26 protein-coding genes and 1 pseudogene are annotated in these 26147 nt (G+C 38.0%); 23 read left to right on the top strand and 4 right to left on the bottom strand.

Features of this window, described 5'->3' with window-relative positions:
• Nucleotides 1-4 precede the first annotated feature (4 nt).
• Genes DZB84_RS04970 through DZB84_RS04960 form a run of 3 tightly spaced genes read left to right on the top strand, consistent with a single transcriptional unit; the run spans nt 5 to nt 2741 of the window.
• Nucleotides 5-1492 carry a cbb3-type cytochrome c oxidase subunit I gene (locus DZB84_RS04970; protein WP_116351156.1) on the top strand — a complete coding sequence of 496 codons (1488 nt, stop codon included), beginning with the start codon at nt 5-7 and terminating at the stop codon, nt 1490-1492.
• Entirely contained in the window at nt 1482-2090 is a 609-nt protein-coding gene (locus tag DZB84_RS04965; protein ID WP_116351155.1) for an SCO family protein, read from the top strand. The genes DZB84_RS04970 and DZB84_RS04965 overlap by 11 nt, the downstream gene beginning before the upstream one ends.
• Nucleotides 2091-2099: 9 nt before the next feature.
• Nucleotides 2100-2741, top strand: a complete 642-nt coding sequence (locus tag DZB84_RS04960; RefSeq protein WP_116351154.1) for a hypothetical protein — start codon at nt 2100-2102, stop codon at nt 2739-2741.
• A gap of 94 nt (nt 2742-2835) precedes the next feature.
• On the opposite strand, the gene ric is transcribed toward DZB84_RS04960, so the two are convergent.
• On the bottom strand, nt 2836-3543 hold the full coding sequence (gene ric / locus DZB84_RS04955; RefSeq protein WP_116351153.1) for an iron-sulfur cluster repair di-iron protein: 708 nt from the start codon (nt 3541-3543) through the stop codon (nt 2836-2838).
• Between the two features lie 151 nt (nt 3544-3694).
• Between ric and DZB84_RS04950 the strand changes: the two genes are divergently transcribed.
• The 13 genes and pseudogenes from DZB84_RS04950 to DZB84_RS04890 all read left to right on the top strand — a co-directional run bounded on the left by DZB84_RS04950 (nt 3695) and on the right by DZB84_RS04890 (nt 16603).
• Nucleotides 3695-4696: a methyl-accepting chemotaxis protein gene (locus tag DZB84_RS04950; RefSeq protein WP_411266254.1), complete on the top strand. Its 1002-nt coding sequence runs from the start codon at nt 3695-3697 to the stop codon at nt 4694-4696.
• A 59-nt stretch (nt 4697-4755) separates the two neighbouring features.
• The gene (locus tag DZB84_RS04945; RefSeq protein WP_116351476.1) at nt 4756-6024 is read left to right on the top strand and encodes a molybdopterin molybdotransferase MoeA; all 1269 of its coding nucleotides are present in this window, start codon (nt 4756-4758) and stop codon (nt 6022-6024) included.
• Nucleotides 6009-6518: a molybdopterin-guanine dinucleotide biosynthesis protein B gene (gene mobB, locus DZB84_RS04940; RefSeq protein WP_116351151.1), complete on the top strand. Its 510-nt coding sequence runs from the start codon at nt 6009-6011 to the stop codon at nt 6516-6518. The genes DZB84_RS04945 and mobB overlap by 16 nt, the downstream gene beginning before the upstream one ends.
• Complete coding sequence (locus DZB84_RS04935; RefSeq protein ID WP_116351150.1) at nt 6515-6988, top strand: molybdenum cofactor biosynthesis protein MoaE; 474 nt, start codon at nt 6515-6517, stop codon at nt 6986-6988. Before mobB ends, DZB84_RS04935 begins: the two co-directional genes overlap by 4 nt.
• Nucleotides 6985-7218 (top strand): molybdopterin converting factor subunit 1, encoded by a 234-nt coding sequence (moaD, locus tag DZB84_RS04930; protein WP_116351149.1) that lies wholly within the window; start codon nt 6985-6987, stop codon nt 7216-7218. The genes DZB84_RS04935 and moaD overlap by 4 nt, the downstream gene beginning before the upstream one ends.
• A gap of 137 nt (nt 7219-7355) precedes the next feature.
• Nucleotides 7356-8396, top strand: coding sequence for an N-acetyl-gamma-glutamyl-phosphate reductase (gene argC / locus DZB84_RS04925; protein ID WP_116351475.1), 1041 nt, complete (start codon nt 7356-7358; stop codon nt 8394-8396).
• Between the two features lie 18 nt (nt 8397-8414).
• A complete protein-coding gene (gene argJ, locus DZB84_RS04920; RefSeq protein WP_116351148.1) occupies nt 8415-9644 on the top strand; it encodes a bifunctional ornithine acetyltransferase/N-acetylglutamate synthase in 1230 nt (409 codons plus the stop codon).
• Nucleotides 9645-9655: 11 nt separating this feature from the next.
• A complete protein-coding gene (argB, locus tag DZB84_RS04915; protein WP_116351147.1) occupies nt 9656-10432 on the top strand; it encodes an acetylglutamate kinase in 777 nt (258 codons plus the stop codon).
• The gene (gene argD, locus DZB84_RS04910; RefSeq protein ID WP_116351146.1) at nt 10432-11583 is read left to right on the top strand and encodes an acetylornithine transaminase; all 1152 of its coding nucleotides are present in this window, start codon (nt 10432-10434) and stop codon (nt 11581-11583) included. The genes argB and argD overlap by 1 nt, the downstream gene beginning before the upstream one ends.
• A 110-nt stretch (nt 11584-11693) precedes the next feature.
• Nucleotides 11694-12089, top strand: a pseudogene (locus DZB84_RS04905) (carbamoyl-phosphate synthase domain-containing protein); the annotation flags it as partial.
• Between the two features lie 93 nt (nt 12090-12182).
• Nucleotides 12183-15308, top strand: a complete 3126-nt coding sequence (gene carB, locus DZB84_RS04900) for a carbamoyl-phosphate synthase (glutamine-hydrolyzing) large subunit (protein WP_116351144.1) — start codon at nt 12183-12185, stop codon at nt 15306-15308.
• Nucleotides 15305-16264, top strand: a complete 960-nt coding sequence (argF, locus tag DZB84_RS04895) for an ornithine carbamoyltransferase (RefSeq protein WP_116351143.1) — start codon at nt 15305-15307, stop codon at nt 16262-16264. The genes carB and argF overlap by 4 nt, the downstream gene beginning before the upstream one ends.
• A 159-nt stretch (nt 16265-16423) precedes the next feature.
• Nucleotides 16424-16603, top strand: coding sequence for a YjzC family protein (locus tag DZB84_RS04890; RefSeq protein WP_116351142.1), 180 nt, complete (start codon nt 16424-16426; stop codon nt 16601-16603).
• Between the two features lie 162 nt (nt 16604-16765).
• Here DZB84_RS04890 and DZB84_RS04885 read toward each other — a convergent pair whose 3' ends face one another.
• The gene (locus tag DZB84_RS04885; RefSeq protein WP_116351141.1) at nt 16766-16954 is read right to left on the bottom strand and encodes a YjzD family protein; all 189 of its coding nucleotides are present in this window, start codon (nt 16952-16954) and stop codon (nt 16766-16768) included.
• Between the two features lie 152 nt (nt 16955-17106).
• Here DZB84_RS04885 and DZB84_RS04880 point away from each other — a divergent pair, with 152 nt between their 5' ends.
• The 3 genes from DZB84_RS04880 to DZB84_RS04870 all read left to right on the top strand — a co-directional run bounded on the left by DZB84_RS04880 (nt 17107) and on the right by DZB84_RS04870 (nt 19539).
• A complete protein-coding gene (locus DZB84_RS04880; RefSeq protein ID WP_116351140.1) occupies nt 17107-17838 on the top strand; it encodes an alpha/beta hydrolase in 732 nt (243 codons plus the stop codon).
• A 90-nt stretch (nt 17839-17928) separates the two neighbouring features.
• Nucleotides 17929-18495, top strand: a complete 567-nt coding sequence (locus tag DZB84_RS04875) for a hypothetical protein (protein ID WP_116351139.1) — start codon at nt 17929-17931, stop codon at nt 18493-18495.
• A gap of 87 nt (nt 18496-18582) precedes the next feature.
• On the top strand, nt 18583-19539 hold the full coding sequence (locus DZB84_RS04870; protein ID WP_116351138.1) for a BMP family ABC transporter substrate-binding protein: 957 nt from the start codon (nt 18583-18585) through the stop codon (nt 19537-19539).
• A gap of 32 nt (nt 19540-19571) precedes the next feature.
• Here the strand turns inward: DZB84_RS04870 and DZB84_RS04865 are convergent, their stop codons facing one another.
• Nucleotides 19572-19862 carry a hypothetical protein gene (locus DZB84_RS04865; RefSeq protein WP_116351137.1) on the bottom strand — a complete coding sequence of 97 codons (291 nt, stop codon included), beginning with the start codon at nt 19860-19862 and terminating at the stop codon, nt 19572-19574.
• Between the two features lie 252 nt (nt 19863-20114).
• Here DZB84_RS04865 and DZB84_RS04860 point away from each other — a divergent pair, with 252 nt between their 5' ends.
• The 3 genes from DZB84_RS04860 (at nt 20115) to DZB84_RS04850 (ending at nt 23226) form a co-directional block, all read left to right on the top strand.
• Complete coding sequence (locus tag DZB84_RS04860) at nt 20115-21047, top strand: beta-ketoacyl-ACP synthase III (RefSeq protein ID WP_116351136.1); 933 nt, start codon at nt 20115-20117, stop codon at nt 21045-21047.
• A 79-nt stretch (nt 21048-21126) separates the two neighbouring features.
• On the top strand, nt 21127-22365 hold the full coding sequence (gene fabF / locus DZB84_RS04855; protein ID WP_116351135.1) for a beta-ketoacyl-ACP synthase II: 1239 nt from the start codon (nt 21127-21129) through the stop codon (nt 22363-22365).
• 87 nt (nt 22366-22452) lie between these two features.
• Nucleotides 22453-23226, top strand: a complete 774-nt coding sequence (locus DZB84_RS04850) for a DUF2268 domain-containing putative Zn-dependent protease (RefSeq protein WP_189655147.1) — start codon at nt 22453-22455, stop codon at nt 23224-23226.
• A 696-nt stretch (nt 23227-23922) separates the two neighbouring features.
• On the opposite strand, the gene DZB84_RS04845 is transcribed toward DZB84_RS04850, so the two are convergent.
• Nucleotides 23923-24834, bottom strand: coding sequence for a nuclease-related domain-containing protein (locus tag DZB84_RS04845; protein WP_116351134.1), 912 nt, complete (start codon nt 24832-24834; stop codon nt 23923-23925).
• A 297-nt stretch (nt 24835-25131) separates the two neighbouring features.
• Between DZB84_RS04845 and DZB84_RS04840 the strand changes: the two genes are divergently transcribed.
• Nucleotides 25132-26145, top strand: a complete 1014-nt coding sequence (locus DZB84_RS04840; protein ID WP_116351133.1) for an ABC transporter ATP-binding protein — start codon at nt 25132-25134, stop codon at nt 26143-26145.
• Nucleotides 26146-26147 lie beyond the last annotated feature (2 nt).

Raw genomic sequence — 26147 nt, 5'->3', positions numbered from 1 at the left:
AACAATGTCTACTAATATTGGAATGGGAGCGACAAATAACTCCCGAAACAAAACGATTGCTCTGTATCTATTAGCAGGTGGGTTAATCATTTTATCAATGATGGTATTTGGAGTTTTGATGCTTCTTGCACAAGGAAAAATGATTGATGTAGACCCAGGATTTTTTTATGAAATCATGACTGTCCATGGAACAGGTATGATTGGTGCAGCTGCATTAGCTGCAGCTGCTGTTATGTGGTACTTCCTTAGTAAATATGTACAATTAAGCAAAAGTATTCTAATCACGAATTTCATCACCTTTATCATCGGAGTCGTCATGGTGTTAGTAGGAATATTCGTGTTTGACTTTGCAGGAGCTTGGACATTCTTATATCCGCTACCATCTATCTCTGCTGGTGGATGGGCAGTTACGGGAGCAGCACTTTATTTGGGCGGTATGCTTGTACTCGGTGTAGGATTTTTATTACTAAATTTAGATGTAGCTAGAGCAATTATTAAACAATATGGAAGCTTAGGCGGAGGGTTAGGCTGGTCAATTGTATTTGGAAAGGAAAAAGGCTATGGTCCGCCAGCGGCTGTCGTAGCTAGTACAATGGTTTCAATTGTAAACACCACTGCATTAATTGCCGGAGCAACAGTACTAATTATGAACCTTATAAATCTATTTATTCCAAGTATCTCAATTGATCCAATGCTTGCGAAAAATCTAACATATGCGTTTGGACACATCTTTGCAAACTCGATCATTTACATGGGTGTTATTGCGGTTTATGAAATTTTAGCAGCCTATACAAATCGTCCATGGAAAGCAAATCGTCCATTTCTAATTGCGTGGAACTTTTCAACATTATTTACAATTACGATTTATTCTCACCACTTGTTAATGGATTTTGCAATGCCAAAGTGGATGATCATTATCGGTCAGGTGCTTTCATATGCAAATGGATTACCAGTATTAGTTGTCACAGCTTATGGTGCGTTAATGATTGTATATCGTTCAGGTATTAAGTGGGACATTGCCTCATCGTTTATGTTTTTATCCATGTTTGGTTGGGTTATTGGTGTCGTACCTGCAATTGTCGATGCAACGATTGTTGTAAACCATGTGATGCATAACACAAAATGGGTACCAGGGCATTTCCATATGTATATGGGATTAGGTGCAACAGCTATGTTATTTGGATTCATGTATTACCTAGCGAAAGTGAATGGAAAAGAAAAAGAAACTGCGCTAGATACGATTAGTTTTTGGGTATACACGATGTTCTTCATTGGATTATGTGGATCGTTCCTTTTCTCTGGAAAAGTAGGAGCGCCAAGAAGATGGGCTGAGCATTTCCCTGAATGGATTCCATATGACCGTATGGGAGTAATCTTTGGTATCTTTATCGTCCTTGCTGTCTTGACATTTGTTATTCGGTTTTGGAATTTTTCAAGGTCAATAGATTATAAGTATCAAGGAAAAGTAGGATCAGAACGCCATGTTGCGTAAAAGTGTTGGAATTCTATTTGCACTTATAGCGGGTATTACTTTACTTTGGATAGGTACAGATGGATTTCGAGCTTTTACAGCAGAGAAAGCAAGAATTATTGAATTAGAAAGGGAGCAGCCAAAGCTCCCTTCTGCAACATTAATCGATTCTAATTCAGAGACTTTCCACTTACAGGAATTAGAGGGGAAATACACACTTTTGACCTTCATGTATACAAGTTGTGGGGATGTTTGTCCAGTTTTGGAACGGAACTTTGCTGAAATATACGAAAACATTCCTAAAGAGGTTCTAGGAAAAGAAGTTGTTCTGGTAAGTATAAGTTTTGACCCTGAGAATGATACTCCATCGGTTTTAAAATCCTATTCAAACCATTTTGGAGCAGATGGGGAACAGTGGAAAATGGCAACGATTCAGGACGGGCAGGAATTACAGGATGTGTTAAAAACACTTGAAGTAATTGTTATTCCGAATGAATACGGAGGGTATGAGCATAATTCAGCATTTTATGTTATCAACCCAGATGGAAAATTAACAAATATCTTTGATTACCAAACACCACAAACTGTGGTGGAATACTTAGATTCTTTTCTATTTTAGAGGTGAAATATGGACCGTTTACGTTATTTATTGATTGGACTACTTTTACTTCTATTCGTTTCTTTCCCATACGTAAGGGTATTGCTAGAAGAGAGCATGGTAGGAACTATGTTCATTCAATATCCATTATTAGTAGGGGGTGGCTATTTTCTTGCTAAAGGGTTTCCTATAAAATGGCGAAGCTTTTTACTTTACTTCAACCAAAATGGGCTTGCGGGGATTATTGTGATATTTTCGATTGGTGGATTTTGGATGTTGCCTCGAGCTATGGATGCCGCATTGAATGACCCATACATGGAAGCTGCAAAATATATAAGTCTTTCATTGATTGTTGGGGTATTATTGTACTATAGCTGGCATCTGCTTGGTCCGATTAGCAAATCCTTTATTTGGGCAAACCTCATTTCTAAGATTTTTGTGATGAGTTGGCTTTATTTAGTGATACCTGCAAGACTTTGTAATAATTATTTAGTGTCTGCTCAGCAGCAGCTTGGAAAAGCATTGTTAATCTTAGGTCTAGTAATCTGTATTCTATTTATTGGGCGTGTTTTTATTGGAAAACCAGTTGTTAAGATTAAAAGTGATAAACGTAAATTATTCAATATAAATTCTACTCCATCGGAACGATCATCTGTTCCAACATTTAAATAAATGTGAAACATACGGTTTTTATATTATTAAAACCCGAAACAAAAGCTTGCCACACAATTGAAGGCAAGCTTTGTTCTACTTTATATGTTCTTAATTAACTTCCTGTAGCTGCTCTTGGAAATAAGATATTGTTTTCTAAATGTATATGCTGAAATAGGTCTGCTTCAAGTGCTTCAAGACGTTGGTAGACTAGGCGATATGTTCCACATGCACCAATTGGTGGTTGGAAGTCATTTGTAATGTCACGGATTTCTTTAATAATAGTTCCAGCCTCGTCATGATCACCTTCTAGATCAGCTACATGTTTTTTCACTAATTCATGATTTTTAGGTGTTGGTTCGTTTTCAAATTTGAGAATAAGAGGGAATGACTCTGCTTCCTCCTTAATGGTATGTTGTTCAAGCTCGACCTTTAATTGATTAAACAGTGAATGCACTTTAGCAAGATGTGGATGATTTCCTCCATGTACTCTCAAAACCTTTGTTACATATGGGCTAAGCTGCGGAAGCTCTTCATTTAAATAGCGGTGATGTTTATTTACGATATGGTCAATTAATTCAGAAAAGCTTGCAGCCTTCCAATCCACTGTTTTTTCATTTAATTCTTTCATTTCTTGATAAAGAGTATTTAATTTTGACAAAACCTCATCTATTGAAAGGTTTCTTTCTTCTATGGCATCTATAAGTGGTCTGTTACCACCACAGCAAAAATCTATTCGAAGTTTTTTGAATAGGTCTCCAGCCTTCGGAAACTCAGTTACAATTTCTCCAATGATATGTTGTTCTGTAAAAGTTTGTTCCATGATCTTACCTCCTATTTTGTAAACTACTTATAGAATAGCTGTTAAAAAGGAAGAATGAGGTGATACGTATCACACATATGTAGAAAACGTCATCAATGATGATAAATGTGATGAGCATCACAGGTTAAAAGGGAGTAAGTTTGGTACGATAATGCCAAATAGAGATTGCTACTTAGGAGATGTCATAACGATGTTTATTCGTAAACAATATATTGTAGGGCTTGAGAAAGAAAACAAACAACTTAAACAGGATATGAAAGTATTAATAGAGGAAACAGAACAACAGAAAGAAAATACATCCTTGTTTTTTAAAAATTTTTACGAAGAGCTAGTAGCAACAATCGAACAGCACGAGCATGTAAATGGTCAGCATCATGTTCTAGGAGAGTTGGTTGGCAACATTAAGTCTAAATTCGACCGAGTTGATGAGCTTAGTCTATTATCCTATCATAACTCTGCTAAATTATATGAAAATGGACAAACATTACTTTTAGCTGCTGAAGACATGGTTGCAAAATCAAGTGAAGGAAAAAAACAAGTATTAGAAGTGGAATCTATTATGAAAGAACTTGGTTCCCAATTAAGTGATACATCTGAAAAAATGAACCATTTAAATAATCGATCAAAGGAAATTGAAAATATCGTACAAGTCATTAAGGAGATTGCTGACCAAACGAATTTATTAGCATTGAATGCATCAATTGAAGCGGCAAGAGCGGGAGAGCAAGGAAAAGGATTTTCAGTCGTTGCGGCTGAGGTAAGAAAGCTTGCAGAGAGTACCGCTTCAAGTACTGAGCATATTAGTGCCCTTACAAAAGCAATCCAAAAAGAAATTGACGAAACCTTACTATCAACAACGAATAGTACAAGCCTTGTACATTCAGGGGTTGATGCAAGCATTTATACAACTGAAAAATTTAATTATATTATGTCTGTCATTCAGACTGTCCAAAAAGAGGTACATTCTGTTTTAGATACGATTGAGGAACAAAAGGTATATTCACAGGATGTTATGCAAGAAATTTCAACAACAAAAGAGTTGTTTGATAATGCCAACGATTTAATTACCCAACATATTACGGACGCCAAAGTTGTCGATGATAAACTTGAAGAAGGAATCGTTCAACTTAATGAAATGACAGCAAGAAAGTAGTGGTTTTTTCTAATATATACTACAATAGGAAAAAAGTAGATAAAAAGTGAGTGAAAATGATGGTCGAAAGAAGAACACCCATACCCGTTCCAGAAGCAGTATCGCGAGTAATGGAATTTGCAGGTACAGGGACAAAGGAAAAAGTATCAATAGAAGCTAGTTATGGACGTTTTTTAGCGGAGGACGTAATTGCTGACCATGATGTTCCACACTTTGATCGTTCACCATATGATGGCTTTGCTGTTCGGGCAATGGATACAACAAATGCGGGACTAGAAAATCCGATAGAATTTGAAGTAATTGAAGAAATTGGAGCTGGGTCTGTTGCAACGAAAAAGGTGGAGGCTTTTCAAGCTGTTCGAATCATGACGGGTGCAGCAATGCCAACAGAATGTGATGCAGTTGTCATGCTTGAATTAACAACTGAATATGAACGTGATGGTAGGAAGTTCATGTCGATAAAGCGACCATTTAAATCTGGCGATAATGTATCGTTTCAAGGTGAAGATACCCAAAAAGGTTCCGTCTTAGTCGAAAAAGGCGTCTTTATTAATCCTGGCGTTAAAGCACTTTTAGCCACCTTTGGCTACCATCAAGTTGAAGTTGCTAAGAAACCAGTTGTTGGTATTTATGCGACTGGAACAGAACTGCTTGATGTCCATGAGGAACTTGTACCTGGAAAAATTCGAAATAGCAATGCTTATATGATAAGTGCACAAATTGAAAGAGCGGGTGCAGAGCCAAAGTATTTCGGAAAACTCCCCGATGATTTTGATCTTTGCTTTGAGGCAATCAAAAATGCAATCGATGAAGTGGATATCTTAATTACGACTGGCGGAGTTTCTGTCGGGGATTATGATTACCTTCCTGCGATTTATGAAAAATTAGGTGCGGAAGTCTTATTTAATAAAATTGCAATGAGACCGGGAAGTGTTACTACAGTTGCTCAATTACATGGTAAGTTATTGTTTGGATTATCTGGAAATCCTTCTGCTTGTTATGTTGGCTTCGAATTATACGTTAGACCGGTAGTCCGAACAAGATTATTTTCTACCAACCCGCATCTTTTAAAACTAAAAGCTGAGCTCGATGCCGACTTTCCAAAACCAAATCCATTTACGAGATTTGTAAGGAGTAAAATCAGTTTTTCGGATGGAAAACTTGTAGTGACACCAAGTGGTCTAGATAAATCAAATGTCGTTTCCTCACTAGCTGGAGCAAATGCGTTTATGGTTTTACCAGGTGGAACGCGAGGATTTAGAAAAGGTGATGAAGTAGACGTATTGTACCTAGAGGACCAGGAAGGAAGTATATGGCCTTGGAAATAAGGTTTCCACTTCTCCAAGTCGTTGGGTATCAAAATAGTGGGAAAACGACACTCGTTGAAAAAATCGTAAAAAAAGGTACTGATTTAGGTTATCAAATTGCTACTATTAAGCATCATGGGCATCAAAGTAGCTTACAAAGTCTTCATCAAGAAAAAGATTCTTCCCGCCACTTTAGAGCAGGAGCGTCTGCAACGATTGTAGAGGGTGGAGGGAGCCTGCAGCTTGAAGCGAAGACTTCCAAATGGCCGCTCGAGAAGCTAATTCAGCTTTACGCTTTTTTTGAAAATGATATGATAGTAATTGAAGGATATAAAAGCGCAGAATATCCCAAAATCGTCTTAATTAAAAGAGAAGAGGATATCGAACTCTTAAATTCGTTAACAAATATTGTTGCGGTTATAAGCTGGATACCGATTCAAATTAAGTTTCCTCTTTTTCTTATCAACGAAGAAGAGAATTATTTAAACTGGATTTATAGTGAGGTACATCAATGAATAATAATGATTTATTTAAAATAACGAATGAGCCGATTCAGGTTGAAGAGGTGACAAATAAGGTCATTCGACGTGAAGCTGGCGCAGTTACGACCTTTATTGGAACAGTTCGCGAATTTACTAGGGGGAGAAGAACCCTTTATTTAGAATATGATGCGTATATTCCAATGGCGGAAAAAAAGCTGGCTCAAATTGGTGAAGAAATTTCGGTAAGATGGCCAGAAGCGAAAACGGCGATTACCCACCGAATTGGGCGTTTGGATATTTCTGAAGCAGCAGTCGTCATTGCAGTTTCCACACCACATCGTAAGGATGCCTATGCAGCAAATGAATATGCAATCGAACGTATAAAACAAATCGTCCCTATTTGGAAAAAAGAACATTGGGAAGACGGGGAAATGTGGATTGGAGATCAGTTAGAAACGAAACAATATGCAACTGGCCGACCTGAAGAGGAGGATTTAAGATGATTACGATATTATTTTTTGCCCATTTACAGGAAATGGCGGGAACTGAAAGGCTCTCGATTCATGCAGATCAGCTAACCATTTCATCTCTTAAAGAGAAGCTTGCTAATGAAAATGGTATAAAAAATCTTGATCAAATCATGTTTGCTATAAATGAAGAGTATGCAATAGATGAAGATATTGTAAAAGCAGGAGATACTGTAGCTTTGATACCACCAGTAAGTGGAGGTTGATTTTAAATCAACTTCACTTACTGTTTTTTTTTGCGCAAAAAAATCAGATATTTTATAAAAATACAATTGATTTAATTTTTATACAGCTTTATAATGATACTTATTCAAATATTAATAAAAACAATGAGGTGGATATTTTGAAAGCGGCAATTATAGGGGTTACTGGTTATGGCGGAATTGAATTACTACGATTATTGGCTAACCACCCATCTATAGACGTGCACTCCATTCATACTTCGTCACAGACAGGGATGAGGCTTTCAGAGGTCTACCCACATGTTACGAATCTTGTAAATCATTCATTAGAAGAAATTGATATTCCGAAGATAGCAAATGAAGTGGACGTTGTTTTTCTTTCAACACCATCAGGAGTTTCCACAACCATTGTGCCTGAGTTGCTGAATGAAAATGTGAAAATTATTGATCTTTCGGGGGATTATCGTTTAAAAAATCCAAGTGTATATGAACAGTGGTATAAAAAGCCAGCTGCTTCACAAGAGGATTTAACCAAAGCTACATATGGTTTACCAGAATGGTATAAGGAAGAGATTCAGAATAGTAGGTTTATTTCAAATCCAGGCTGCTATCCAACGGCAACTGTACTAGGGTTAGCACCGATCGTTAAACATGAATTAATTGATGAAAAATCAATTGTAATTGACGCAAAATCTGGTATTTCTGGAGCTGGAAAAAGTCCTTCAAGAACCACTCATTTTGCTGAAAGCAATGATAACTTTTCAATCTATAAAGTGAATCAACATCAACATATTCCTGAAATTGAACAGGTGATTCAAGGCTGGGACGATTCAATTCCATATATAACATTTAGTACTCATTTGGTCCCAATGACTAGAGGAATCATGTCAACGATGTACATAAATAGTACAGTAGATTCACTTTCATTGGAGCAACTATATGAATTATATAAGGAAAGTTATCAGGATTCACCATTTGTAAGAATCAGAGAAAAGGGTACCTTTCCTGCTACAAAAGAAGTGTATGGCACAAATTATTGTGATATCGGCCTTGCATTTGATAAAAGAACAAACCGGATTACCGTGGTTTCAGTAATCGATAACTTAGTTAAGGGAGCTGCTGGTCAGGCAATCCAAAACGCGAATATCATGTTTGGTTTAAATGAAAAAACAGGATTAAACTACGTCCCATTATTTCCATAGAAAAAGGAGTGACTTTGCATGATAGATATAAAGGAAATTCAAGTTTCGAAAGTAGAAGAGGGGTCTGTTGTAACTCCTAAAGGATTTAAATCAGCGGGTGTGCATGCCGGATTACGTTATTCAAAGAAAGATTTAGGGGCAATTGTTTGTGATGTTCCGGCGAACTGTGCAGCCGTATATACGCAAAGTCATTTTCAAGCTCCTCCATTAAAGGTTACAAAAGAAAGTATCGCTGTAGAAAATAAACTACAAGCAGTTGTGATTAATAGCGCTTGTGCTAATGCATGTACAGGTGAACAGGGTTTACTAGATGCATACGAAATGAGAGCCGAAACGGCTGCTCATTTTGGAATCGAAGATCACTTAGTCGCGGTTGCTTCAACGGGTGTAATTGGTGAGCTCCTGCAGATGGATAAAATTAAAGCAGGTATCAAACAACTTGAGCCGAAAAATACAGCAGAAGCTGCTAGTGACTTTCAAACAGCGATTTTAACAACAGATTTAGTGATGAAAAAAGCATGTTATCAAACAACTATTAATGGAAAGACGATTACAATTGGTGGAGCAGCAAAGGGGTCAGGGATGATCCATCCAAACATGGCTACGATGCTTGGCTTTGTAACAACTGATGCAAGCATTGATTCAGAATCCCTCCAAGCAGCGATGAAAGCTGTGACTGATGTGACATTTAATCAGATCACAGTAGACGGTGAAACCTCAACAAATGACATGGTATTGGTAATGGCGAGTGGGTTAGCAGAAAATAATCAACTTTCACCAGAACACCCTGAATGGGACTCATTTGTGTCGGCCCTTCAGTTTACTTTCGAAGACCTTGCTAAGCAAATTGCAAAGGATGGAGAAGGCGCTACAAAACTTGTAGAGGTCAATGTATCAGGTGCTTTATCTGATGTCGATGCCCGTATTGTAGCTAAAAAGATTGTAGGTTCAAACCTTGTTAAAACAGCAGTCTACGGAGCAGATGCGAACTGGGGAAGAATTATCGGGGCGATTGGTCATAGTGTAGCAACTGTGAATCCGGATGTTGTAGATATCTCAATTGGCTCCATTCAAATGCTAAAAGGAAGCCAACCAGTAGCTTTCTCAGAAGAACTTGCAAAACAGTATCTTGAAGGGACGGATATTGTCATCCATGTTGACCTCCATCTTGGTAATGGTAACGGAACGGCTTGGGGCTGTGACTTAACCTATGATTATGTCAAAATCAATGCAAGCTATCGTACGTGAGGAGACTAGAAATGGAGACAATTGTTATCAAATGTGGAGGAAGCATTTTAGCTCAGCTGTCAGATTCCTTTTTTAATAGTTTAAAAGAATTAAAGGAAAGTGGTTATAGAGTCGTAGTTGTTCATGGGGGTGGACCGGAGATTGCTCAGACTCTCACCTCTTTGAAAATAGAAAGTGAATTTGTGAATGGGTTGAGGAAGACAACAAAGGAAGTCCTTGATGTTGTTGAAATGGTATTATCAGGGACAGTAAATAAAAAAGTAGTCATTGAACTAGAGAAAGCAGGGATCCCTGCAGTAGGTTTATCTGGTTGTGATGCACAACTAATAAAAGCAAAACCTATAAACCTCGGGCAATTAGGGTATGTCGGTGAGGTTGAAGAAGTCAATGTTTCGTTCCTGGAATTTCTTTTATCTCAAAATTATGTTCCCGTCATCTCACCAATCGGGATTGATGAGAAGTTTACAAAATACAATATCAATGCAGATACTGCAGCAGCAAGTGTTGCTACAGCATTAAAAGCAGAGCATTTATTATTTGTTACAGACGTAGATGGAATTAAAAAGGATGGTGAAGTTCTACCTTCACTCTCAACCGATTCCGTACTTTCACTGATCGAAGAGGGAACCATCTACGGTGGAATGATTCCAAAGGTTAAGGCCGCTCTCTCCGCTCTTCATGATGGGGAAATAAACGAAATCATTATCATCAATGGAAAAGGGTCATTGTTAACAATTGACGGAACTTTAAAAGGAACAAAAATTGTAAAAGAACTAGAGGTGGTTTAATGGATGCACTATTTCCAACCTATGCGAGATGGGATTTAACAGTTGAATCAGCAGAGGGTGCAATCATTGTAGATAATACAGGAAAAAAATATTTAGATTTTGTCTCTGGAATCGCAGTTTGTAATCTCGGACATCGCCACCCAGCTGTAATCGAAGCTGTGGAAGAACAACTAAAGAAATATTGGCATGTTTCAAATTTATTTAAATCCGATATTCAACAAGAAGTAGCCGGGAAGCTTGTAGAGAATTCAGAACTGGATGCTGTTTTCTTCTGTAACAGTGGTGCCGAGGCAAATGAAGCAGCATTAAAGCTTGCACGAAAATATACACAAAAGTCAAAGGTCATTACGTTTCTCAAATCTTTCCATGGTAGAACATTCGGAACGATGGCAGCAACTGGGCAAGATAAAATTCATTCAGGGTTTGGACCACTTTTACAGGAATTTATCTATCTTCCTTACAATGATTGTGAAGCATTAGAAGAAGCAATGGATGATTCGGTCGCAGCTGTTATGGTTGAAGTTATTCAAGGAGAAGGTGGAGTCGTTCCTGGCACAGAAACGTTTTTGAAAAAGATTGAAGAACTTTGCGAGAAGTGTGGTTCCCTTTTCATAATTGATGAAGTTCAAACTGGGATTGGTCGAACAGGAAGAGCCTTTGCTCATCAGCATTTCAATCTATCCCCTGATATTATCACATTAGCAAAAGGTTTAGGAAGCGGTCTTCCTGTTGGTGCAATGCTAGGAAAGGAAAAGCTGAAGGAAGCATTTGGACCAGGCTCACACGGTTCTACCTTTGGCGGTAATCCACTTTCATTAGCAGCAGCCAAAGCAACATTATCCATTATTTTTCAAGATGAATTTTTAGCAGAGGTCGAGAAAAAAGGAACTTATTTAAAAGATGAGCTCACTAAAGCTTTGCTCGATCAAGATGTAGTAACTGAGATTCGCGGAAGTGGATTAATGCTAGGAATTGCTTGTCAAATTGAAGTCGCAGCCTACATTACAAAGCTTCGCGAAAATGGATTGTTGGTTCTTCAAGCGGGACCAAATGTGATTCGGTTATTGCCACCATTAACTGTTACTTACGAAGAAATTGATGATGCAGTTAAGTTGATAAAAGATAGTCTAGTTGCGGAGTACATTTCTTAATCTTCCCTTGGAAGTTAGGATTGTTCTATTAACCTGGTCATACTATGCATTTTTTTGAATAAAATTGTATAAAAATACGACTACTCAAATAAAAATACGAGGTGAAACAGATGAAGGGATATCTGCACTTAGCGAATGGTGAAAGCTTTGAAGGTAATATTTTCGAGAATTGCTCAAATACAGCGGCTGAAAGTGGAATCGGATTCTATACAGGAATGACCGGCTATCAGGACGTTATCACCGATCCTTCCAATAAAGATCAAATCATTGTTTTCACATACCCCCTCATCGGTAATTGCGGAATTAATGAGCTTGAATTTAACACGAAGCCCGAAGTAGCAGGGGTCATAGTTTATGAAACGAAGGATACCCATTCTCATTATAATGGGAAATACTCGCTTACACAGTATTTACAGAAGTGGAATATTCCATTGCTCTCACATGTCGATACTCGAGCAGTTGTGAAAAGGATACGAGACAATAAGACAGAAAAGGCAGTCATTAGTAAGCAATCCGTTTTAGCGGGAGTATTGAATTAAGTTATTAAAGGTGAAAGGTACAGATTTTTATACAAACAGAAGGTTAGGGGAGAAAAGTTTATGCCTAAAGATCATTCAATTCAATCAATTTTGGTAATTGGCTCAGGTCCTATTGTTATCGGGCAGGCTGCAGAATTTGATTATTCTGGTACACAAGGCTGTAGGGCATTGCGGGAAGAAGGTTACAAAGTTATTTTGGTGAATAACAATCCTGCAACCATTATGACCGATGAAGTCAATGCAGATGTTGTGTATTTTGAGCCACTTACAGTTGAAAGCATCGAGAAAATCATTGCAAAAGAACGTCCAGATGGATTACTTGCAACCCTGGGTGGTCAAACAGGCTTAAATTTAGCTTTTAGCTTAAATGAACATGGAATTTTAGATAAATATAATGTGAAAGTTCTAGGGACATCGATTGACTCCATTAAAAAGGGTGAGGACCGAGAGGCTTTTCGAAGCTTAATGAATGAATTAAATGAGCCAGTCCCTGACAGTGAAATTGTCACAACAGTTGAGGAAGCTATTGCTTTTGTACAAAGGATAGGATTTCCGGTCATTATTCGTCCAGCATACACATTGGGGGGAACAGGAGGAGGCATTGCGCACGATCAGCAACAATTGATTCAGCTTTCTAAAAATGGCTTGTCCGAAAGCCCAATTACTCAATGTTTGATTGAAAAAAGCATTGCTGGATATAAAGAAATTGAATATGAGGTTATGCGTGACCAAAATGGAACTTGTATTACGATTTGTAATATGGAGAACATTGACCCGGTTGGCATTCATACGGGGGATTCGATCGTTGTAGCACCCTCACAAACCTTAACAGATGATGAATTCAAAATGCTTCAAACATCATCGGCAAAAATTATCACTGCTTTAGGCATTGTTGGTGGATGTAATATTCAATTTGCATTGGACCCGTATAGCAAAAACTACTATCTGATCGAGGTAAATCCGCGCGTAAGTCGTTCTTCAGCACTCGCATCAAAAGCAACCGGCTATCCGATTGCAAAAATAACAGCAAAGCTTGCAGTGGGCTATACATTAGATGAATTAATCAACCCGATTACAGGTAATTCATTTGCAAGCGTCGAACCTGCATTAGATTATGTGGTCGTAAAATTCCCGCGCTTCCCATTTGATAAGTTCATGGATGTTCCAAATGTACTCGGAACACAAATGAAAGCAACTGGGGAGGTCATGTCACTTGACGTGAACCTAGAAGGTGCCATCCAAAAGGCGGTTCATTCCTTAGAGGGGGAAAACGAAAGCTTACGTTCACCTAAACTTGGAAGCCTTTCAGCTGCAGAGCTCAATCATCTCGTTGAAACGGGGAGTGAAAATCGCTTTTTTGCAGTACTAGAACTATTTAGAAGAGGAACTACTGTAGAGGAAATTCATAAAATCTCAAAAATCGATGAATTCTTCCTACACATTTTCAAAAATTTAGTGGAGTATGAGGATAAAATTAGCCGAACATCAGTCCATGAAATTTCAAATGAATTCATGCAAGAAATAAAGGAAAAAGGGTTTACGGACCAATATATTGCCTACCTCAGTGGTGAGGAAGAAAAGGCGATTCGGGCTAAACGTAAGGAACTTGGCATTATCCCTAGCTATAAAAGTGTTGATACATGTGCGGGTGCATTCGCATCCAAGTCGTCTTATTATTATTCAAGCTATTTTGGAGAAAATGAAACTCAAGGTTCTTCCAAACAAAAGGTATTAATTCTCGGCTCAGGACCTATTCGAATTGGTCAGGGAATTGAATTTGACTACAGTTCTGTTCATGGAATTTTCGCCTTACAAGAGGAAGGGTATGAGACCATTTTACTGAATAATAATCCTGAAACAGTTAGTACTGATTATGAAATTGCAGACAAATTGTTCTTTGAACCATTAACTTTTGAACATGTGTTAAATGTCATTGAATCTGAAAAAGTGGATCAGGTGATCGTCCAATTTGGTGGTCAAACAGCCATTAATCTTGCACAAAGATTAGAGGCAGCAGGTGTATCAATTGTGGGAATTACCCACGACATCATTGACCAGCTTGAAGACCGAGACCGTTTTTATAAGCTGTTAGAAAAGGTGAATATCAAACATATTCCTGGAGAGATCGCTGACGATTCACAAGAATTACTAGAAAAATCGTCTGAAATCGGTTATCCTGTGTTAATTCGACCATCATATGTAATTGGTGGGCAAGGAATGGTTGTCATCAATGACGAGGATGAGCTTGTATCCTTTGTAAAAGAAATCTCAAATGAATCATTTCCACTCCTTATTGATGCATATGTCCCTGGTTTAGAGATCGAAGTTGACTTACTTGCTGATGGGAACGAGATTCTCATTCCTACCATTGTTGAGCACATTGAAAAAGCGGGTGTTCACTCAGGCGATAGTCATGCGATTATACCAGCCGTTTCATTATCTGAAGAAAACAAGAAAATTGTTGCAGACTATGCAGAAAAAATTGTTCGTGAACTACAGTTTAAAGGGATCATGAATATCCAATTTGTTGTGAATGACAATCAAATATACGTCCTTGAAGTGAACCCACGCGCTAGTCGTACAGTTCCGGTTATAAGTAAAATAACAGGAATACCAATGGCGCAGCTAGCTTCAAAACTTGTACTTGGAAAGTCACTACAAGAAGTTTCTTCGCAAGTTGGCTTATTACCTGATTTACCTTACTATACTGTTAAGTATCCAGTCTTCTCAACTTATAAACTGCTCGGAGATCCAACGGTTGGGCCGGAAATGAAATCAACAGGGGAAGGAATCAGTATTGCAGAAACGATTGATGAGGCCTTAACAAAAGTGTTCCATAGCTATATTTTATCGAAAAAAGATGCAGACGAAATTGTCTTCGATACAGACCTTATTCCAGCAGAAATCGTGCACATTGCTGAAAAAATAGGTTTAAACGTTTATGCTGCAAATGACATTTCAGAGTGGGTCAAGAGTGATAAAGCTTTAGCATTTGTAAGTCTAAATAAAGATGAAAATTCAAAAGAGAATAAAATAAAGGCAAGTCAACAGCGAATTCATGTATTTACTGAAATAGAGACATTACAGGCATTTTTAAAAGGATTTCAAGATTCCCGCTTTACAGTTATGTCGATTCAAGAACGTAGAGGAATATTCAAAAATGAGAAAGAAGTGATTGTCAAATGACTACTACTTTAAAACATAATCTTAGTAAGTCGTTAAAAGGAAAGGATTTACTTACCCTCCTTGATCTAACGCAGGAAGATATCATCGCATTATTAGATTCAGCCATTGAAATCAAGCAAAAACATAAAAATGGGGAAGAAACGGCTTATTTAAAAGGGAAAACCTTGGCAATGATTTTTGAAAAGCATTCAACCCGCACAAGAGTTTCTTTTGAAGCCGGAATGCTTCAGTTGGGTGGAAATGCAATCTACCTCAATAGTAATGATATGCAGCTAGGTAGAGGGGAATCAATTGCGGATACCGCAATGGTTTTATCTGAGTATGTGGATGCAATCATGATTCGTACATTTGAGCATGAAAAAATTGAAGAACTTGCTGAGTTCGCAAGTATTCCGGTCATTAATGGCTTAACAGAAGATTTTCATCCATGCCAAGCGTTAGCTGATTTACTGACGATATATGAACGAAATAAATCCTTTAAAGGAAGCAAACTCGTCTATGTTGGAGACGGAAACAATGTAGCGCATTCTTTAATGATTGCTGCGGCAAAGGTTGGATTAGACTGTACGGTTGTTTGTCCGTCTCAATATGAGCCAAAAGCATTTATTGTAGAGAAAGCAAAAGAAATTGCAAAAGAGACAAATGCCATCATTGAAGTTAGTCATGATCCAGTCGAGGGTGTAAAGGGTGCGGATTACATCTACACGGATGTTTGGGCAAGCATGGGCCAAGAACAGGAACAGGAAGAGAGAATGCAAGTGTTCATGCCTTATCAAGTTAATTCAGTACTCGTAAGTGCAGCAAATGAAGATTATCTTTTCTTGCACTGTCTACCGGCTCATCGCGGAGAAGAAGTAACCGCTGAAGTGATTGATGGCCCAAACTCTGTCGTATTTGAACAAGCTGGGAATCGTCTACACGCTCAAAAGGCAGTTTTAAAAGCAATAATGGAATAAATACCTTAAGTGGGTCAAGGGGACAGGTCCCTTGTCCCACATTTAATGATACACAAAGCTCGGTAACTGGCCTTTCATCCTACACTTGTGCTTTTTAACATGAATTTAAGTATGAGTGGGAATAGTAATCTTGTAATACTATTCAAAAGGAGGATTAAGATGGGGCAAAGTCATGAATTTCGTGCAGGGCATAAAGCACCGAATAATGGGATTTATGTAGAAATCGGCGAGCAAGGAGATATGGTTAAAAATCCAAAAAGCATAAAATTAAATGCTGGTGACCCATTTCCAGAAAACTCTAACCACAATCGCAAATGGACATATAAAAGAAAGCCGTGATAACCAAAAAAAGACCCATGTTGGGTCTTTTTTTGATGGTCTAGTTCAGGCGCCATCGGCTCGAGGTCATAAGCCAATCGCTTCGGAAGGTAAAAAAGCACTTTCTGTCATCGCTTGTCTTATGCTTGTCGCCGATAAGCGGGCACCTTGCACTTTTCTTAATTAATGATGTGGTTCCTCGACAGGCTCATTTGGAATAACAGAACCTAAAATAATAATTAAGGCTGTCACAATAACAGCTACGATTGAAGCTGTTGAAAATGAATATGTAGCTGCCTGCATTGAGCCAATTACATATGAAGCCATTTGGATTAAAAGGAATGTCCAAAAAAATGTCCAAAAATAACGCAAGATTTTCACCTCATTAAGATATATCTGTAATTAGTTTACCACAATTGACATCTGATAGAAAAGATATTTGTAGGCATTTCCCCCTTTCATCTTTATAACCACAACATACACTAATAATGAAGGACGAAAATCAGGAGTAGGGGAAGGAAACAATGGTACCAAACAAACTTTTTTTCAAACTCGACACGGAGTGGTCTGCTCTTCATTTGCCAAAACGTCCAAATGGCTTCGCTGTTTTAATCATCGGGGATAAAACAAATTTTGTAGAAGAGAACTCAAGCTATTGGATTCAAAACTATGCAAGGTCTCAAATTCTCGAATATCTCAAGGATGAAGGATATACAGTATTTTATTCAAACTTATACGGTGCAAACTGGGGAAATCCAGCTTCCGTTAAATTAGCGACACAGCTCTATCACATTATTATGAAACGAGAAATTCTTAACACCCGTATTCATATTCTGGCGGAAGGTATGGGTGCATTAACAGCAATCCAATTAAGCCAAAAGCTAAATAAAGAAATTCGCTCTATGGCATTCCTTAATCCCTGCATTGATCTAGTGGCACATGTCGATAATGAAAGAAAAAATAAATTTTTTTATAAAAAACTGATAAAAGAAATAGCTCAAGCTTACCAACTTGACGCTAGGGAAGTCGAATCGAATATTGAACAATTAGCACCAAGTAATAAATTACTTCACACAAATATCCCGATCAAAATTTGGCGTAGTACAAATGAAAGAACATACACTCCGGAAATACACAGTAAAAAATACCAAGGCGTAAATGAGATGGTTACTTTAAGTTATAATATTAGTGAAAATACCTATGCATTTAGTCGCTCAATTGGTAGCTTCTTCAAAGAAAATGAAAAGGAATTATAAAAAGTCTCTGTTTCTTTTTGTTAGGATAGGGACTTTTTATTTATCAGCAAGCATACGATACTGTAACAAAATGTATAGGAGATGTTACAAGTGAAGAAGGTCATCTTATTCGACACTTTCTCGTTTGTAGGGTATGGACTCTGCTGCAGAATGATAGACAAGGAAATCCATGTGATTGGAGTAGATGCGAACCCAAAGGGAAATAGCCCAGAAGAGGATAAAATGCTTCGAATTGGGCGTAATGCTTTTTTTGAATTTATTGAGTATCCAAAAGCAATGGTAAACGAAAGGATGTTCATCCAATCTGATGCCGTGATTTACCCATGGTATAACATTGACTCATCGGAACGTAATGAAGAAAAAAAGAAAAGCCTTCAATCGGTGCTTGAATACTGTAAAGAAACAAATACAAAGCTGATCCTAATTTCGGCACATACGTTAGGCAGGAATACAATCGCTGATTTAGAAGACGAACTTGATGATAGCTGGTATGCCAAAATTCATTTTGATAACAGTTTGTTTGACCATCAAAAGGTTCGAACAAAACATATTGAGTTTTTGTTTACGTTTATTGATTTTTCGAATAAAGATATAGGAGAAGCAATCATGAAAAAGAATGATCACGAAGAGTGGATTTTCCAAAACTTTTATGTCTAGTCCTTTTTTTCCTTTCCAATTCCTCATAAGTACAATAAAATATAATTGAATGATTTTGTTGTTGGGGTTTTTGAAGGAGTTGTAATAATGAAAAAGCCGTTCAGGTGGATAACACTCTTATTTCTATTAACCATCCTTGTCTCTTGTGGACAAACAGATGCTACTACAGGGGTAAAAAAAGTAGGCTTACTTGTACCAGATACAATTGATGATCAAGTATGGGGTACGGAAGGATATAAGGGATTATTGCAAATAAAATCAAAATTTCAGGTTGATGTCTTTTATAAAGAAGGAATTACGACGGAAACTGCGACTCGAACAGCAGTGAATGAATTTGTCGATAACGGCGTCAATTTAATATTTGGTCATGGAAGTGAATATGCTGAATTTTTTAATGAGATTGCAGGTGACTACCCTGACGTCCATTTCATTTTTTTTAATGGTGATACAAGAAAAGAAAATGTCACGAGCTTAAACTTTGAGGGGCATGCTATGGGCTTTTTCGGCGGAATGGTTGCTGGAAAGATGACGAACACCAACAAGGTTGGTATAGTTGCCGCTTATGAATGGCAACCAGAAATCAATGGGTTTTATGAAGGTGTTTTATTCCAAAACGATGAAGTTGATGTAGATATTGGCTATGTTCAAAATTGGGATGACGATGAGAAGGCTATTGCAATAGCAGAAAGTATGATAGCTGATGGTGTAGATATTATTTATCCTGCCGGAGATGGGTACAATGTTCCTGTAATAGAAAGGATTAAAGAAGAAGGCCTATATGCAATTGGCTATGTGTCAGACCAATCTGACTTAGGTAAAGAAACAGTGTACACAAGCACGGTCCAGCATGTAGACCAACTTTATCTATTAGTCGCAAATAAATTTAATGAAGGCGAGCTCGCATCTGGAACTCTTTATTTTGATTTTCAGGATGATGTGATCTCCATGGGTACCTTTAGTCCAAAGGTTGATAAAAAGTTTATAGAAGAATTAACAGGGTATATTGAAGAATACAAAAAAACAGGCGATCTTCCTTCAAAATAGGAGAAGCTATCACATAAGGTGATAGCTTCTTCTTATTTTTTTCGAAAAAAATCTAAAAGTGGGGAAAGGTCTTTGATCGCAGGTTTAATTTTACCAATAGATGTCATAATATCATCTAGTTGCCCCATTAGTTGATTAAAATCAACTTCATCTGAATCGTTTGCTTTCGAATTTTTTAATGGTGCTCTGTTTTCATCTCTCCTTGGACGAGGTCCAAACATTAGACGATCAAACCGCTCCCTTTTGGAAACCTCACGTTCACTTTCCTGCTTCACCTTGGTTTCCTCTTGCTTTACATCCAAATCCTCATTTTCTTTATCCATTTTTTATCACCAACTAACATTTTAAATTTTATTACTTTATTCATATGTAGAACGATTAAAAAAGAAATAGGCCTGTATCATGCATAACACTAGGCAAACGTGGAATCTTACAAAAAATAAAACCAAATAGTTGATATCAAGAAAAAAATGAATTAAAATTAGTACCAAGTCATAAGATTTGATAATAAAAACAGAATTTAACATGCTAATTCTATAAACTTAAGTTTTCTCATAAAAAAGGGAGATGTTTGTATGGGTGTAGGAATAATCGGAATCAATCGATTCGTACCAGAAAGAGTGGTAACAAATCAGGATCTTGAAAAAATACTTGACACTTCAGATGAATGGATTCGAACAAGAACAGGGATAGAAGAACGTCGAATTGCAGATGATGATACAAATACATCTGATATGGCCTATGAGGCAGCACGGAAAGCAATTGATGATGCAGGAATTACTGCACTAGATTTGGACTTGATCATCGTAGCTACAGTTACGCCTGACCATCCATTCCCATCTGTATCATGTATGATTCAAGAACGTCTGGGTGCAAAAAACGCAGCTGCAATGGATATTAGTGCAGCATGTGCTGGTTTTATGTACGGAATCATTACAGGTAAACAATTCATTGAAACAGGTACCTATAAGCACGTGTTAGTAGTAGGTGTTGAAAAACTATCAAAAATCGTTGACTGGAGCGACCGTAACACAGCCGTATTATTCGGAGATGGAGCTGGTGCAGCTGTCCTTGGTGAAGTTTCAGAAGGTAGAGGAATCCTTTCATTTGAATTAGGTGCTGACGGTACAGGTGCTAAACATCTTTACCAAGACGAACACATTATTATGAATGGACGCGAGGTTTTTAAATTTGCCGTAAGACAAATGGGTGAATCAAGTGTAAATGTGCTTGAAAAAGCTGGATTAACACGAGAAGATGTCGATTACTTAATCCCACACCAGGCCAATATTCGAATCATGGAAGCTTCGAGGGAAAGACTTGAGCTACCGGTTGAAAAAATGTCAAAAACTGTGGATCAGTTTGGAAATACATCTGCAGCCTCAATTCCGATTTCAATTGTTGAGGATATCCAAGCAGGAAAAATTGAAGACGATGACGTAATAGTTATGGTAGGATTTGGTGGAGGCTTAACTTGGGGTGCCATCTGCATTAAATGGGGTCGCTAAGCAAGTACCTTTACTAGGAAAACACCAATTATTGTAATAAATGATAGAAACTCTGAAATAGGTTGGAAGGAGAAAAGGTATGCAAAAGAAACGTGTAGTAGTTACTGGATTAGGCACAGTATCGCCGTTAGGTAATGATGTGAAAACAACGTGGGAAAACGCAAAAAACGGAGTCTCAGGGGTTGGTCCATTAACAAGAGTTCAAATCGAAGGCTTACCCGCAAAGGTAGCAGCGGAATTAAAGGATTTTAATCCTGAAAATTATATGGACAAAAGAGAAGCACGTCGTATGGACCGCTTTACTCAATATGCAATGGCCGCTTCTTTAATGGCTGTTGAGGATGCTAAATTAACCATCACTGATGAAATCGCTCCACGCGTTGGAGTATGGATCGGTTCAGGAATTGGTGGAATGGAAACACATGAAGAACAGCACAAGATTTTCTTGGAAAAAGGCTATCGTCGTGTAAGCCCATTTTATGTACCAATGATGATTCCAGATATGGCAGCAGGCCAGGTATCAATTGCAATTGGGGCAAAAGGTATTAACACATGTACCGTTACAGCATGTGCGACAGGTACAAACTCAATTGGAGATGCGTTTAAAGTCATCCAGCGCGGAGACGCGGACGTCATGATCACAGGTGGAACAGAAGCCCCATTAACGAATATGTCATTTGCAGGTTTCGTTTCGGCAAGAGCCTTATCGTTAAACCCAGATCCAAAAACAGCAAGCCGTCCATTTGATAAAAATCGGGATGGGTTTGTAATGGGTGAGGGCGCTGGAATTCTTGTTCTTGAAGAACTAGAACATGCATTAGCACGTGGTGCCCATATTTACGCAGAAATCATTGGCTATGGAGCAACTGGTGATGCACACCATATTACCGCTCCAGCACCAGGTGGAGAAGGTGGAGCTCGCGCAATGCGTCAAGCTATTGCGGATGCAGGACTTAATCCAAGTGATGTTGATTATATCAATGCTCACGGAACAAGCACAGATTACAATGATAAGTTCGAAACAGCAGCTATCAAAGAAGTATTCGCTGAACATGCCCATAAAGTAGCAATCAGTTCAACAAAATCAATGACAGGTCATTTACTTGGTGCTGCGGGTGGTGTGGAAGCAATCTTCTCGGTTCTTGCAATTAAAGAAGGAATCATCCCACCAACAATTAACTATGAAACACCAGATCCAGAATGTGACTTAGATTATGTTCCAAACCAGGCAAGAGAGCAGGAAGTAAATGTTGCACTAAGTAATTCTCTAGGCTTCGGTGGACACAACGCGACCATTCTATTTAAAAAATATCAATAATGTATAGATAAGAGTCAGACTCAAAAGGTCTGGCTCTTTTTTCATGAATTTGAATACAATAAAGTGTCTGTGAAAGGATGTGATGAAGTGGGAGTAATACCTACAGATCAATGGCTAAAGGAATCAAAAGCAAGTCCAATTGAAGTGTGTAAAAAACTAACAAGTTTTTTTCCAAGAGGGGCCACTGCACGCGATATTTACGATTATCTAATGATGCACGGTATGTTTAGGTCGTCTTCTGGTAATATACTTGGAAGACTTCCGAAAAACGTATGGGGTTTGGTGGAAAAGGAATATGCTGACTTACAAAAAATTTGGAACGGTCCAGATGTTCCGATTTTCATTTTCCCAGCTGACGCAGGAAACTCTAAAATCAAACGCGAGTTTAATGGAAAATCTGGTCTTGCCTTTAAGGACAAATTATTTCTATTTTTCTCACCACATAATACCCAATCAGAAATAAAAGCCGTTTTAACCCATGAATACAATCATGTATGTCGTTTAAAAAAACTCAAAAAAAATGAAGCTGACTTTACGCTTTTGGATACAGTGATATTAGAGGGGATTGCAGAGAATGCGGTCCGTGAACAATGTGGAAGCGAGAATTTAGTAGGATGGACGAAATATCACTCAGATGTGGAACTCCGAAAAATAGTCAAGCAACTCATCATCCCGAATCGAAATATGAAAAGAAATGAAAGAAAACATAACGATCTCTTGTACGGAAAGGGATTTTACCCAAAAATGGCTGGGTATTGCGCGGGCTATTATCTCGTTCGAAACTATTTGGAATCTAACAAACTACGGATTAAGGACATTTTTGCGATGGATTCAATGGAGTTTGTGAAGGAATATCTGTGATCTTTAACCGCAGGGAAGGAGGACCTGGGGTTTTTTGTTTGTGGTTTTACAGCGGTTTTCGGTTGATTACTTTCAACCTGTTAAAAACAGCAAAGCAGTGTTTATCCGAAAAGGTTGGAGTAGACTCAACCTCCTAGAAACAGGAAACTAACGTCACTCAAGAAGATCCGGAGTCCCCCAACCTCCTAGAAACAGGAAACTGGCGTCACTCAAGAAAATCTGGAGCGCCCCCAACCTCCTAGAAACAGGAAACTGGCGTCGCTCGAAATAACCTGTAGCGCCCCTAACCTCCTAGAAACAGGAAACTGGCGTCGCTCTAGAAGGCCTGTAGCACCTCGAACCTCCTAGAAACAGGAAGCTGGCGTCACTCAAGAGGACTTGTAGCACCCCCAACCTCCTAGAAACAGGAAACTAGCGTCACTCTAGAAGACCTGGAACCCCTCGAACCTCCTAAAAACAGGAAACTGGCGTCACTCGAGAAGACTTGTGGCACCCCTAACCTCCTAGAAACAGGAAACTGGCGTCACTCCAGAAGACCTGGAACACCCTCAACCTCCTAGAAACAGGAAACTGGTGATCTCCAAGAGACCTAGATCCCCACCAACATCCAAGAAAAAGAAAACTCACTCCACCACAAATCAAATCGCTAGATATAATGGTAAATTACCAATCTATAAAATACAAAAACTAAAAGTATCACTCAAAATAAGAGGAATTTCCAAAATGCACATGCTTATAATTTGTCTGAAGTACTTTCCTGATTGTTTTCTTTGATTTTATAACCTTACACCAATCATAAAGTTTATTGGTGGTAATTCTTTGGTCTGGAAACAATAGCGAAAACTCTTGTACACTCCTTAAAATTGCTACTTCCTTATCCTCTACAAAACCACAAGTTTTACATATTATTGTCTTAGTTTGTCCTGAATCGGACATATCTAAGTTTCCACACCTTACACACACAATCCCCTTTTCCATCTCATCGTAGTTATACTCTGGCAACAATGAATAAGGCGAGTCTTTAATATGCGAAGCCAAAAGCTTATTTGCAAGTCCTTGATGTTTTACGTTTAATTTCGAAGACTGTGTATTTAGTTGTTTAATAAAGCGCTCAAGTTGAGTAGGAAAAATAATCGGTAGGTCGGGTGAAGCTTGGTAGAGGTAAAATTCAGGGTTAATGAATACGAGGTGGCCCTCGACTGAAAAGTTCATACGGTGCTGTTGAAGTAATTGCCGAAAGAGAGAGACACTCCGAGATAGTTGAATAAGCGGGTTTTTTATCTCCTTTCCAGATATGAGCCGCAAACAATCGTCATCAAGCAAGTAATCCCCTTCATAATTTTTCACTTCAAAAATATGAATTTTGGGTTGAGTAATAAGGAGCGTATCAATTTGATAATGGGTATGGTTTGTTTCTAGAAGCAAGTCATTGATCATGAGGCAATCGAGGGAGAGATTGATCATGCGTTTGTCAAACCTCTTTTCTCCATCATAACCCTTTTCAAGTGAAATGATTTGATTCTCCGTTTTCTCGGAAACTTTGATTCGAGCTCGGATAAATCGTAAAAGGATCAATTCATCCGGAATGGTACGATCTTTAATAATCATAACAACACATCCTTCCATAGATTCAAGAATAGTGTAAATCCTAACTCCCAAACTTACAATTCGTATTCTTTGAAAGATGTATAGACAACTTATTAGAAAATTCCAATATATTATATATTTATAATATATTAAAATAATTAGAGTTAATAGAAAACTAGTTTGAAACCTTGGTATTACAACGTTTCTCTTATTTTTTACTTTAAATATATAAAATTGTCTTGCAATTTTAACATTATAGTAATATTATTTTATTTACGAAATAAATGTGGCTAATCTAGAAGAATTTGGGGTGTTTTTATGCTACAGCCAAATAATGGAGCACCTTTGCTAGAGGTAAAGGGTTTAAAAACAGGTTTTAACATAGATGGAGAAATCTATCATGCAGTGGATGATGTTTCATTTACAGTTAATCCACGTCAAATTGTCGGAATTGTTGGTGAATCCGGGTGTGGAAAAAGTGTAATGTCAATGTCTGTTATGAAACTACTACCGGTAGGGATCGGAGAGATTACGGACGGAGAAGTGGTTTTTCAAGGAAATAATATTGAAAAACTATCAGAAACTGAAATGAATAAAATTCGTGGAAAAGACATGTCAATGATATTCCAAGAACCAATGACAGCTCTTAATCCAGTTTTCACCATTGGATTTCAATTAGATGAGGTTCTATTAAACCATCAAAATATCTCAAAGCAAAGAGCGAGAGAAATTAGTATTGAACTTTTAACTCAAGTGGGTATATCTCGTCCTGATAGCATTGTAGATGAATATCCACACCAACTTTCTGGTGGGATGAGACAGCGTGTAATGATTGCAATGGCTATTGCATGTCAACCAAAACTATTAATCGCTGACGAACCTACAACCGCTCTTGATGTTACAGTTCAGGCGCAAATACTTGAACTCCTAAAAACGATTCAAGAAAAAAATGACATGTCAGTCATTTTGATCACGCATGACCTAGGTGTTGTAGCCGAGATGTGTGATGAAGTAATTGTAATGTATGCAGGTAAAATTGTTGAAAGAACGGATGTTGATACACTTTTCTACAATCCAAAACATCCATATACAAAACTCTTAATGGAATCTATTCCAAAGCTTCATGAGGAAGTCGAAACATTAGGTTCGATTGAAGGAATTGTACCATCCTTAAAAAATATGCCGAAAATGGGTTGTCGGTTTGCTGACCGCTGTCCAGCAGCAATGCCAGAATGTAAAACAATGACACCGGTATTGGCGGAAGTTGAAGATGGACATGATGTTTCCTGTCTGTTGTATAAGAGTAGTCGACCTGTAGAAGAGGTGAAATAAGA

It is taken from the genome of Bacillus sp. HNG, assembly GCF_003400205.1.
GTDB lineage: Bacteria > Bacillota > Bacilli > Bacillales > Bacillaceae_L > Ferdinandcohnia.
This window is presented reverse-complemented; position numbering and strand designations above follow the sequence as displayed.